This window comes from Streptococcus sp. HMSC062D07 (assembly GCF_001814215.1).
Taxonomy (GTDB): domain Bacteria; phylum Bacillota; class Bacilli; order Lactobacillales; family Streptococcaceae; genus Streptococcus; species Streptococcus infantis_I.
Genome location: NZ_KV815324.1, coordinates 68,639 through 80,961, shown reverse-complemented (window position 1 = coordinate 80,961; position 12,323 = coordinate 68,639). Strand labels below are relative to the sequence as shown.

7 protein-coding genes are annotated in these 12,323 nt (G+C 42.3%); 1 reads left to right on the top strand and 6 read right to left on the bottom strand.

What is annotated here, in order from left to right; translation table 11 throughout:
• Nucleotides 1-2: 2 nt before the first annotated feature.
• The 4 genes from HMPREF2957_RS01000 to HMPREF2957_RS00985 form a co-directional block, all read right to left on the bottom strand.
• Nucleotides 3-1,301, bottom strand: coding sequence for a bifunctional folylpolyglutamate synthase/dihydrofolate synthase (locus HMPREF2957_RS01000; protein ID WP_070677028.1), 1,299 nt, complete (start codon nucleotides 1,299-1,301; stop codon nucleotides 3-5).
• 1 nt (nucleotide 1,302) lies between these two features.
• Nucleotides 1,303-2,253, bottom strand: coding sequence for a dihydropteroate synthase (folP, locus tag HMPREF2957_RS00995; RefSeq protein WP_070677027.1), 951 nt, complete (start codon nucleotides 2,251-2,253; stop codon nucleotides 1,303-1,305).
• 297 nt (nucleotides 2,254-2,550) lie between these two features.
• The gene (locus HMPREF2957_RS00990; RefSeq protein WP_070677026.1) at nucleotides 2,551-3,750 is read right to left on the bottom strand and encodes a phosphoglycerate kinase; all 1,200 of its coding nucleotides are present in this window, start codon (nucleotides 3,748-3,750) and stop codon (nucleotides 2,551-2,553) included.
• A gap of 234 nt (nucleotides 3,751-3,984) precedes the next feature.
• Nucleotides 3,985-8,817, bottom strand: a complete 4,833-nt coding sequence (locus HMPREF2957_RS00985; protein WP_070677025.1) for an endo-beta-N-acetylglucosaminidase — start codon at nucleotides 8,815-8,817, stop codon at nucleotides 3,985-3,987.
• Between the two features lie 302 nt (nucleotides 8,818-9,119).
• On the opposite strand from HMPREF2957_RS00985, the gene HMPREF2957_RS00980 reads away from it, so the two are divergent.
• Complete coding sequence (locus HMPREF2957_RS00980) at nucleotides 9,120-10,751, top strand: Na/Pi cotransporter family protein (RefSeq protein WP_070677024.1); 1,632 nt, start codon at nucleotides 9,120-9,122, stop codon at nucleotides 10,749-10,751.
• Nucleotides 10,752-10,780: 29 nt separating this feature from the next.
• On the opposite strand, the gene HMPREF2957_RS00975 is transcribed toward HMPREF2957_RS00980, so the two are convergent.
• Entirely contained in the window at nucleotides 10,781-11,077 is a 297-nt protein-coding gene (locus HMPREF2957_RS00975) for a bacteriocin immunity family protein (protein ID WP_070677023.1), read from the bottom strand.
• A gap of 24 nt (nucleotides 11,078-11,101) precedes the next feature.
• A complete protein-coding gene (gene pepA, locus HMPREF2957_RS00970; RefSeq protein WP_070677022.1) occupies nucleotides 11,102-12,166 on the bottom strand; it encodes a glutamyl aminopeptidase in 1,065 nt (354 codons plus the stop codon).
• Nucleotides 12,167-12,323: the final 157 nt, after the last annotated feature.

The following is a 12,323-nucleotide window of genomic DNA, read 5'->3' as shown; positions in this document are numbered from 1 at the left end:
CTCTAGTTTTTCCTCTCCATCAGATAGGCTCTCACCTGGCTCAAGAAATACAAGGAGCCCGTCACTATCCGAACTGTTTTTTTCTCTTCATCGTCTGTCATTTTTTGATCTAGAAATTCCTGCCAACTTTGATAGTTAAGCTCTCTAGAACGGGCTGCTTCTTTTAGCACCTCTTCGTCGGTCGCCCGACCATCCTCAAAATGTGTTAGTGTAAGATTAGTACCTGGTAAGTTCTCTAATAAATCTAACATATCCTCTAAAGCCTTAGTTTTAATACAAGTAAAGAGGATTTCCTTCTGGTAGTCGGCAAAGCGTTCTTGCAAGGTTGCTACCAAAGCCTTGATTGCATGGGGATTGTGGGCTCCATCCAAAATCACCAAGGGACCTTTAGAAACAATTTCCAAGCGTCCTGGCCAACTTGTTTCTTCTAAAGCTTGAGCAATCAAGTCATTACTTGCCAATTCTCGTCCAGTCTCTTGGCAATAGGTATCCAACAGGGTTATGGCCATCCCAGCATTCTCTACCTGATGAATGCCAAGTAGACCTGTCTGAAAACGACCCTGTCTAAACGAACTTGTATAGTCAAAGACCTCTCCAGTTTCAATACTCTCATGATGGCTGACCTGATAATCATCCCTATAAGCAAGCCTAGGAGCTTGTTTCGCTTTCGCAATCTGGTCGATTACCGCCAAGGCTTCAGGCACAATATTCCCTGTTACTAGGGGAACTCCTTGTTTGATAATGCCAGCCTTTTGCTCTGCGATGGCTTCCAGACTGTCCCCCAGCAAAGCGACGTGATCCAGCCCAATAGTTGTGATGCCCGTTAGTATCGGCTGACAGACATTGGTGCTATCCAAAAGACCACCCATCCCAACTTCCATAATAGCGACATCAACTCGCTCAGAAGCAAAATAGTCATAAGCGATAGCGGTGATAATCTCGAACTCTGTCGTTCCTTGTAAGGCCGGAGCATGCTCTCCTTCCAGTAGTGAGCGATAGTCCGCCATCAAGGTCTCTAATCTCGCTTCTGGGATGGATTCCCCGTTAATAGCAATCTGGTCCGTGTAATGAATCAGATAGGGTGAGCTAAAGACGCCAACTCTAAGCCCCATCTTTTCTAACATGGTTTTCAAGAAAGCTATGGTAGAACCCTTGCCATTGGTGCCTCCGATATGGATAACCTTGAGTTTCAGATGGGGATTGCCACGTAGGGCTAATAGCTCCACCATCCTCTCCAAACCAAAATGCGGTTGGTCTGTCCGATAGTTAGCTATCCACTGATTCGTTTCGTTTTTATTCATCTTATTTATATTGTTTCAAGTTTAAATTTTCCGCATCATCTGCCAGACGAATAGCAGACGCGATCTCGACTGCCATCTTGTGGCTGGCTACATCGTGTACACGCACCACTTCTACACCCTGTCTAGCAGCGATACTGGTCACATGAGCTGAAGCAGTATCACGATTTCGGAAGCCTGCTTCAGTTTCTGGGTTTACTTCAAAACCATTTTCTTCCAGAATATTGATGACAAAGCGCTTGCGAGAGACTCCTAAAAAGATAGGATAGCCCATCTCGTGTAATTTATCAAGGTCACGTAGAAGTATGAGATTTTCCTTTTTGGTCAAGCCAAAGCCAATCCCAGAATCTAGCATGATCTTTTCTTTCGAAATTCCTGCTTTTTCCGCTCTTACTAGAGCACGGTCAAAGAAAGCTGTCATCAATTCTTCTACTGGTAGTTTTTCAAACTCATCTAAGTCTTCCTTTGTAAAAGGCTCTCCAAAGCCAAAATGAGGGAAGATAAGTGAACTAGGATGCTGAGGGCGTGCCATTACTGGATTAAACATGATGACTACCTGAGCTCCAGCTTTGGCAACAACTTCCGCCATCTTCTCATCCCCCATAAGACCTGTAATGTCATTGACTATATGGGCCCCAGCCTGTAAAGCTGCTTCTGCCACTTGACTCTTCCAAGTGTCGACCGAAATCAGAACATCACTTTCTTGACGGATAGCCTGAATGACTGGAACAACACGTTGGATTTCCTCTTCTATCTTAACCTTAACGTAGCTACTTCCAGGTCGAGTAGATTCACCACCGATATCTAAGATAGTAGCACCTTCAGCAATCAATTTTCGAGCTTGTTTTAAGGCTTCTTCAATAGCAAAAAATTGGCCCCCATCAGAGAAAGAATCCGGGGTGACATTGATAATACCGCAAATAGCTGTTTTTGTATGATTGTCTCTTTTTTCCACGATTATCACTCAAATTTCATTTAGATTGGTATTCCTCTATTTTACTGTTTTTTTTTGATTTTGTCCAATTATCCCTCGCTACTCTCAAACTTTAAAAGAGCGCAAAAAAAAGTGTGGGACAGAAATCGGTAATTCGTTAGAATTCGATTTCGTCGTCCCACCTCCGCACAGTTGAGTAGGGCTGTAAAAGCTGATGAAATCAGCGTAGTAGAGCCCACTCAACCACTGCGTCTTGCTCGACAATCCAAAGACAATTGAGAGGCTAGGACTTTTGTCCCAGCCTCCTTTTTTATATTCTTATTTTTCAGTCAAAGCTGCAAGTCCTGGAAGAACTTTACCTTCAAGGAGTTCCATTGAAGCTCCACCACCAGTAGAGATCCATGAGAACTTGTCTGCACGTCCAAGGTTGATCGCTGCGGCAGCTGAGTCACCACCACCGATGATTGATTTAACGCCTGGTTGTTTCACGATAGCGTCCATCACACCGATTGTACCAGCTTGGAAGTCAGGGTTTTCAAATACACCCATTGGTCCGTTCCATACAACTGTTTTCGCACCAGTCAATTCTTGGTCGAATTTAGCGATTGATTTAGGACCGATATCAAGACCAAGGAATCCTGGGTCTACTGCTTCACCTTCAGTGTCTTTCACTTCAGTGTAGTCAGCAAATGCATTCGCTTCTTTTGAGTCAACTGGCAAGATCAATTTACCGTTTGATTTTTCAAGAAGAGATTTAGCAACATCCAATTTGTCTTCTTCTACAAGTGAGTTACCGATTTCGATACCTTGAGCTTTGTAGAATGTATAAGTCATACCACCACCGATAAGAACTTTATCAGCTTTTTCAAGCAAGTTTTCGATAACACCGATCTTGTCTGAAACTTTTGAACCACCAAGGATCGCCACGAATGGACGTTCTGGAGCTTCAACAGCTTCTTGGATGTAAGCAATTTCGTTTTCAAGAAGGAATCCAGCAACTGCTTTTTCAACGTTTGCTGAGATACCAACGTTAGATGCGTGTGCACGGTGAGCTGTACCGAATGCATCGTTTACGAAGATACCATCTCCAAGTGATGCCCAGTATTTACCAAGTTCAGGATCGTTTTTAGATTCTTTCTTGCCGTCAACATCTTCGTAACGAGTGTTTTCAACCAAGAGAACTTGTCCATCTTCAAGAGCGTTAACAGCTGCTTCCAATTCAGCACCACGAGTAACACCTGGGATAAATTTAACTTCTTGACCCAATTTAGCAGCCAAGTCAGCAGCTACAGGAGCAAGTGATTTACCTTCTTTATCTGCTTCTTCTTTTACACGTCCAAGGTGAGAGAAGAGGATTGCACGTCCACCTTGTTCAAGGATATACTTGATAGTTGGAAGAGCTGCAGTGATACGGTTGTCGTTAGTGATCACGCCATCTTTTACAGGTACGTTGAAGTCAACACGAACGAGAACTTTTTTCCCTTTCAAGTCAACGTCTTTAACAGTCAATTTTGCCATTAGATATGACTCCTTCTTTTTTTTTACGTGTTAATTATATCACAAAATCAATAAAAGAGATAGCAAAACCTTAAACTTTTCCCCTGAACCATTTCTCATTGGTAAATATAGAGAATCCCTCAAGCAACGATAGGTACTTCTCGTTTTTCACCTCAGCAAGTCTAAAAAAAGATTTGACTACTAATAGTCAAATCTTTTTACTGTATGAAATAAATGTTAGATACACTATATAACTTAATCTTCTTTTTTCTTTTGGGCAAGTAATCCGAAACCACCCAGAACTCCAACCAATCCAAGGGCAAGGAGATTCGCATCGACTTCTTCACCTGTATTTGGAAGTTGTTTTCCTTCAGGTTTCTCAACTTGTTCTTCTTCTTTTGCTGGTTCTTGCTTCGCTGCTTGACTTATTTGAACTGGCGCAACGGATGTTTCAGTCTTAGGTTCTGTTTTTGTAATTTCCTTCTTAGTGTCCTGAGCCGCTGGAGTAGACTCAACTGGTTGGGTAGTTGGAGCTTTAGCTACTTTTGGCCCAATCTCAACAATCTCAGTTACGGTTTCTTTAACTACTTCTGTCCCCTTAAGACTACGGTTGCCTTCTGCATCGACTTCTACAAGATTTCTACGAAGCCCTTCAACCCCTGCTTGAACCAGGCGACGTTCACCTGCTTTAAGACTAGGGTTTAGTCGTTCTTCATGTCCGTATGCAACTGTTTCTTCCTCAATCACTAGTGCTGGGTTGCTAATGGTCAAATCTTTGACTCCATCCACTGGCTGAACACGACTTTCTACCTTCGTACCAACTTCAGTAATTTCTGCCACTGCTTCTTTGACTACTTCTGTCTTAAGAAGAGTGCGTTTGCCTTTAGCATCCACTTCAATCAGACGACGAGTCTGACCTTCTACACCTGCCTGAACGACTCGACGTTCACCCAATAAGAGGTCTCCTGACGGACGTTCTTGACGCTCGAAGACTTGAGTTTCTGTCTCAACCACTAACTCAGGTAAAGCTTCAACTGTTGGAGCAGTTTCATCTTCTAAGCTACCTACATGATGGCTTTCTTCTGCAGGAGTTAGTTTCTTATTCAGCTTTTCTTTCATGTCCGCAAAGGCTTCTGGAGTAGGATTTGTTGAACCAATGAGAGTTTCTGCTTGAGCGATGATTGGATCATCTGCATTTTTCTCACGAACTTTCCCTAGAAGAGTTTCAAGTTCTTCCTTAGCTGCTTGATAAAGCTGTACACCATTCAAGTCAGCACCAGCTTGTTTCAAGTCGTTCAAGGCTTGGTTAACTGCTTCTTGACTAGCGTCGTGGTTTTCTAGGATAGCTTTTGCTGCTTCAATCTTCTCAACGAGAGCTGCTTGTTTTTCTGCATCCGCAAATGTATAAGCTGTCGTTCCTTTACGTCCTTGAGCAGATGTGATTTCTTGCTTCAGATATTCGTCGTTGACAGCTGCTTTAGGTGATACTAGGACATCAAAGTCGACAGTTTGACCTTGATAGTGCAACTGAAGTTTTTGACGGCCTGTTTTTTGAGAATCATAGCCTGTAATTTCGACTCCCTCGTCTGTAAAGCTATGTTCTGTCTCAGTTTCATCGTCATACAAGACCTTAAAGCGTCCTTCTGATAAGTCCAGAGCATCGCCTACCAAGTAGTCAATTTTCGGTTGTTTGCTAATATACAAGGCTGCGACTTCTTTTGGACCAGTTTCTTCACCAGTCACTTGAACCTTGAAGCTTCCTGCAACCGGTAAACCAAGATAGGTCACTGTTAACTCTTGTTCACCATGATGGTGAGAATCATAGCCGTTAACAACTACACCTGCATGACTGAGGTTGATGACTTCATCTGCTTCTTCCCCTTCGTATTTGACACGGAGAAGACCACCTTTAAGATTCAACTCCTCACCATTTTGATAAGTTGCTTTTTTAGGTGCTACTTCTAGACTGACAGCCTTAATCTTTCTCTCATCCTGAGGAATTGTTACAGCAAGGGTATTACTGATTTCTTTACCTGGCAATTGTGTACGGTAGTAAAGAAGGCTCGGACGTTTTTCGAAGGTCAATGAATCTGTCGCCAAATCTCCTCCAACTACTGTATTTAAGGTAGCGATTGGAGTTTGTGAATTTGCCTTGTCATAGACTGTAATTGTTGCTCCAGCAGGAACTTCTGAGAAACCAAGTTGAACCTTATTGTCCGTTAGGACACGCGCTGCAACTTTAGCCATTGGAATATTTTGACTCTCCGTATCAAGAGTTTCATACATCTTCCAGTTGTAGATACGGATGGCTTTCCATGGTGTTCCATTGTCAGATGTGATGACGTTCAAGCGCCATTCTTGCGCAGTAATTGGACTATCAAGGGTGATATCTGAAACATGAGCTCTATTGCCACGAACAGCCTTGGCTAGTTTCCATTCTCCAGCATCATCCTTGTAGTAAAGGTCAAAGTCCTTCGTATTCATTAAACCATCGTTGACGGATTCTCCACCAGCACCAGCATGGTCCATGACCCATCTAACAACACGGCGTGGTTGTGTCAAACGAATATCAACGTTACCGCTTAGCTGAGCAGAAGACCATTTGTCAGATAGACTAGTTATGGTCCCATTCAACATACCTTCGATACCCTCTCCACCTTCTGTATTTGGGAAAGTACTTCCAATAACAGTGGCTCCGGGAACGATATTTTCTGCAAGTGGTCTTGGAAGGCTTGTATCTTGGACAGTCATGCCCCAGTCAAAGTTTGTGGTTGCAGCTTCAGAGCGAAGGCCATTCTTACCAACTGCAACAACCTTCAACTCTTGATTGGTTCCAGTCGCACTAGCTGAACGGCTGACTTTTGGTAGGTAAATAGTAGTTGCTGATGATCCTGTCAATAGACGCCAAGCATCGCCATCCTTTTCATAAACTTCATAGAAGTCAGCATCTTTATTGCCCTTAAATTGAACAATGGCTTCTGCCTCTTGTGCGTTTTTAAGAGATTGCTTAGCTACTGTTAGAGTTGTTGGTGCTTGAGGAGCCTCTTGATTATCTGTAACAGTCAACTCTCCTAGATTGAATTGGTAATCCCTGACAGTTGCAGTATTTTCAAAGGTGAGTTTGATCCCATAAATCTTTTGCCCAGCCAATTCACTCAAGTCAAATTCGTCTTTTGTCCAATCGTCAGATAGAGTCAGTTCTTTGCGAGTATTCTCTCCACCATAAGTATAGTTTTTCTGAGTCGCAAACTCTACATAAACCTTGCTTCCCTTACCACCTTTATGGGCGACCCGAAGTTTTGTTTTATCTGTTACTTCAAGTTTTGTAGAGTAAAGACGAACATCTTGATTGGTGTTTTCAGCTAAATCACCTGCAAACTTGAGTGAGTTTCCTCCATTGTAGGCATCTTCAAAGTCATAATTAGCTTGAAGTTTAGCTCCTGATGAAGTTTGCCACCAGCGCCATGTAGGCAAAACACCTGATACAGAACGATAGTTCCATTCAGAATCCTTAGAGATTTTACCATCCACAAACCATTTTTTACCATGTCCAGTGTTAAAGGATGTTGTAAAGGTACGACCTACTGCTGGTGTACGGTCAGCTACGAGGTTGGCAATGCCGTACCAGTCCTTGTTATCTGGTTTTTGACCAGTCGGATCTCCTTGGTAGCCTGTGAAGAAGATATTTTCATTCTTGTGATAGTCTTCTCCAGTCTTTCCAAGACTCGTGATAGTATCAGGCGCAAAGAGTCCAAGTGACAAGCGAAGTTTTCCATTTTCATCAAAAAGGGCATCCCATTTTACTTTTGTCTTATAAGAACCACCCTGTTGCAATTCCAAACCTGCAAAAACATCATACTGACTGCGTCCAATCCATTCCGCCATTGTTACAGAGTAATCATTTTTCTCTTTAGTCCAGTTAAAGTTTGCAAAGAAGTGATCTGCAGGCACTTTATCGCCTTCTTTTTCCATGAATTGATAGTTGTACTCACCAAGTCCATCCTCATGGTAACGACCATATTCATAAGTCATGGCATCGTACCAAGAATATTTGACTGGGTGGTTGACTTTGGCAGCATACTCCTTGGTATAAAGCATGAAGTCACGCATTTTCTTACCAAGAGGCGTTACGATATCTCCTGTTGTTTCTTGGTTGATAAAGTATCCATCAAATCCATAATATTTAGCCAAATCAACTAACTTACGAGCGATAGGGAAAGTTCCATCCTCATCTTGTTGAAGAGCTGCAGCAAATTTTTCTTGATCCGCAATGCTATTTGACCAGTTGAAGAACAAAGTTCCCAACACAGGAACACCATTTCGGTGACCAGCATCAATCACATCTGGAGTCGGAACGAGGCCTTCCCAGAAGACCATGGAATTCAAATACTGCCAGTAGTCAAAAGCGTAGGCTTTAAACTCTTCACCACCTACAGAAGCGTGGTCTTTAGCCTTAGAGTTGGTATTAGCAAGGGCTTCGACTTTGGCATCCTTATTGGCTTTTTCATTGATGACATGACCGCGGTAACGCTTAGCCAATTCTACTGAAGAGCGGTTAATAGCATCGTCTTCGCGGGCACCTGGTTCCCATTTTAACAAATCTTCCCAGGTGTCAAACTTAATTTCTTTTGGTCGGAGACTTTTTTCTTCTTTCTTAGGAACATCAGAAACAGTAGCTTTTTCTTCTGGCTTATTTTCTGTAGTTGCATGTGTTTCTTCAACCTTAGGAGTTTCAGTAACTGGGCTAGTTGCTTCCTTATCAGCTGTAGTCAATTGGTCCAAGGTTGGTTTTTCTTCTGAAATAGGCTGTTCACTAACCTTGTTTTCTGTCTCCTCCAACTGCTTCAAGACTTCAGGTGAAGCTGTTGTTGGTTGTTCTGTTGTAGCAGTTGCTGGTTGTTCTGTTGTGCTATTTGCTGCTTGTTCTGCAGCCACAGCAGTGGTCGTGGTCTCATTTGCTGGAAGGGCGACTTCTTCTGCAAAAGCCTGGTTAGCAAACAAAACCGATCCAATCATCAAGGAGCAGGCACCCACAGATAATTTTCGAATACTATAGTGACAACGTTTCTCAAAAAATGGATTCTTCATCTTTTTCTCCTTTTACTTCCAAAAAGTAAGCGCTTTTATTTTTGTTTTAAAAAAGTTTCTGCCTCTCAAATAGCAGAACTGTTCATGTTTATTTTACGCTATTTATAAGTAGAGTCAACACTCATCCTAAAGTATCTATAAAGGAGTGAATAAATAATATAAATTAGACAATCAACTGCCTTTTTTCTCCATTTTACTGATATTTTTCTAAAAAAACTGCGTTTCCTACTTGTTAGATTGTTTAGAATCCTTTAAAATAGAATGGGAGAAATTCCGCGATTAGTTTTCGGAGGGAAAAGAAAATGTCCATTAATTGGCAGGAAATTGCATTTCACTTTTTAGGTGGTTTGGGACTATTCTTATATAGTATCAAAACCATGGGGGACGGTTTGCAACAAGCAGCTGGTGATCGTCTTCGATATTACATTGACAAATATACCAGCAATCCTTTCTTTGGAATTTTAGTTGGAATTGGGATGACTGCCCTGATTCAATCAAGTTCAGGTGTTACAGTTATTACAGTTGGTTTGGTTAGTGCCGGACTATTGACCTTGCGTCAGGCTATTGGGATTGTCATGGGTGCCAATATTGGAACAACCGTCACGTCCTTTATCATAGGTTTTAAATTGGGAGACTACGCATTACCTATGCTCTTTCTCGGAGCAGTCTGTCTCTTCTTCACAAAAAATAGAACCATCAATAACATCGGACGGATTGTCTTTGGTGTCGGTGGTATCTTCTTTGCCCTCAATCTGATGAGTGGCGCTATGGAACCCCTTAAGGATTTACAAGTCTTTAAAGACTACATGGTAGAACTGAGTAAGAACCCAATCTTGGGTGTTCTTGTCGGAACAGGTTTAACCCTTCTGATTCAAGCCTCCTCAGCGACCATCGGGATTTTACAAAATCTCTACGCTAGCCATCTGATTGACCTTCAAGGAGCCCTACCTGTTCTCTTTGGGGATAACATCGGAACTACCATCACTGCTATTATTGCTTCCTTAGGTGCGAATATTGCAGCCAAACGTGTGGCAGCAGCCCATGTGGCCTTCAACGTTATCGGGACTGTGATCTGTATTATCTTCCTCGTTCCATTTACATCTTTAATCCAATGGTTTGAGAGTTTCTTAAATCTGGCTCCAGAAATGACCATTGCCTTTGCCCACGGAACCTTCAACATTACCAACACGATTATACAGTTCCCATTCATCGGAGCTCTTGCCTTCATCGTAACTAAACTCATCCCTGGTGAAGATGAAGTTGTCAAATACGAACCTCTCTACCTTGATGAGCAACTGATCAAACAAGCTCCATCTATCGCTCTTGGAAATGCTAAAAAAGAACTGCTACACTTGGGTAATTATGCTGCGAAAGCTTTTGACCTCTCTTACGACTATATCATCAACTCTAATGAAAAAGTTGCTGAAAAGGGACATAAGACTGAAGAAGCCATCAATACCATTGATGAGCAATTGACGCGCTACCTCATTAGTCTATCTAGTGAAGCATTGAGTCAAAAAGAGAGTGAAGTCTTAACCAACATCCTCGACTCTTCACGAGATTTGGAACGTATCGGAGACCACGCTGAAGCTTTGATCAATCTTAACGATTACTTACAACGCAAGAATGTTCAATTCTCTGAGGCTGCCTTAGAAGAACTAGCAGAGATTTATCTTAAAACTAGTGATTTCGTCAAAGATGCTCTTGAGAGTGTGGAAAACAACGACCTCGAGAAAGCTCAAGCTCTTGTCGAGCGACACGAAGACATCAACAAGATGGAACGTGTCCTTCGTAAGACTCACATCAAACGTCTAAATAACGGTGAATGTTCTCCTCAAGCAGGTGTCAACTTTATCGATATTATTTCACATTACACTCGTGTATCAGACCACGCTATGAACCTTGCTGAAAAGGTTTTGGCAGAACAAATTTAAAACGAAAAAAATGCTTTGATTCTTTCGAATCAAAGCATTTTAAATAGCTCTCCAATCATAAATGAAGATGCGGCTGCACCCCTGTATCTCGCTTCTTCCTTTTTGATAAAGCGGGCCAGATTGACTAACTCTGGCGAAGGTGTTCTAGGATTCTTGAGTAGTTCAAGTGTGACTAGCCCTGAAAGTCGGACTGCAAGCAAGCGCTCATTAGTGCTGGGCAATTGCTTAGCAGTCTCTAGGAGCGCAGCCACTAAATCCTCACTCAGGTTTTGACGGGCATGATTGTAAAGATCCCGTATCAAGGTTTCTAGGTTTGGTTCTTCCATCCCTATTACCTCCATCATTTCTGTTTAATAATTTTTGATTAAATCTACTGTAGAACGATCCAATTTTTTAACCAAGGCTTGTAAGAAAGCTTGAGCTTCAAGGAAATCGTCCATTGCATAAAGGGTTTGGTGAGAGTGGATATAACGGGCACAAACACCGATTGTTGTTGATGGGACACCACCATTTTTCAGATGAGCTGCACCTGCGTCAGTTCCACCTTTTCCACAGTAGTATTGATACTTGATTCCAGCTTCTTCAGCAGTTGTCAAAAGGAAATCCTTCATACCTGGGAGAAGCAAGTGACCTGGATCGTAGAAACGAATCAAGGTTCCATCACCAATCTTACCTTGACCACCATAAACATCACCTGCTGGTGAACAGTCTACAGCAAGGAATACTTCTGGATCAAATTTTGTTGTTGATGCGTGGGCTCCACGAAGGCCAACTTCTTCTTGGACGTTAGCCCCAAGGTAAAGTTCATTTCCTAGTTTTTGACCTGATAAGTTTTCAGCCAACTCGCTAACCATGAGAACACCATAACGGTTATCCCAGGCTTTTGAGATGATATTTTTTTCGTTTGCTGTTAGGATTGCACTACTATCTGGGACGATGGTATCTCCAGGACGGATACCAAAGCTTTCAGCCTCAGCCTTATCCGCAAAACCACCGTCAAAAACGATATCTGAAATAGCCGGCATGGTTGGCCCACCTGTGCCACGAGTCAAATGTGGAGGCACTGAACCTGAAATTACTGGAATTTCACGTCCTTGGCGAGTAAAGAGTTTAAAACGTTGGCTACTAACAACCATTGGATTCCAACCACCGATGCTGACTACTCGGAAAGTTCCATCTGGTTTGATTTCACTAACCATAAAGCCTACTTCATCCATATGAGATGCCACCAAGACGCGTGGAGCATTCGCAACTTCTGAATGTTTGATACCAAAAATGCCACCCAACCCATCTGTCACTACTTCATCCACGTGAGGTGTTAGTTTTTCACGAAGATAAGCGCGAACAGGTGCTTCATGACCTGAGATAGCAGAAAGTTCTGTTACTTCTTTGATTTTAGAAAATAATGTTGTCATTTCAGTTCCTTCTTTCTTTCCACCATTTTACCACTTTTTATAGGAGAAGGGTAGTAGAAATCGATATTTTACCCAGCAAATTACTCCTTGAAACAAAAAAAGAGAGTGGGACAGAAATCGGTCATTCGTTAGAATTCGATTTCGTCGTCCCACCTCC

Bases quoted from the DNA above. Each gene is read 5' to 3' on its own strand.
- HMPREF2957_RS01000 (WP_070677028.1), bottom strand. From the start codon at position 1,301: ATGAATAAAAACGAAACGAATCAGTGGATAGCTAACTATCGGACAGAC.
- HMPREF2957_RS00990 (WP_070677026.1), bottom strand. From the start codon at position 3,750: ATGGCAAAATTGACTGTTAAAGACGTTGACTTGAAAGGGAAAAAAGTT.
- HMPREF2957_RS00985 (WP_070677025.1), bottom strand. From the start codon at position 8,817: ATGAAGAATCCATTTTTTGAGAAACGTTGTCACTATAGTATTCGAAAA.
- HMPREF2957_RS00980 (WP_070677024.1), top strand. From the start codon at position 9,120: ATGTCCATTAATTGGCAGGAAATTGCATTTCACTTTTTAGGTGGTTTG.
- HMPREF2957_RS00975 (WP_070677023.1), bottom strand. From the start codon at position 11,077: ATGGAAGAACCAAACCTAGAAACCTTGATACGGGATCTTTACAATCAT.
- pepA (WP_070677022.1), bottom strand. From the start codon at position 12,166: ATGACAACATTATTTTCTAAAATCAAAGAAGTAACAGAACTTTCTGCT.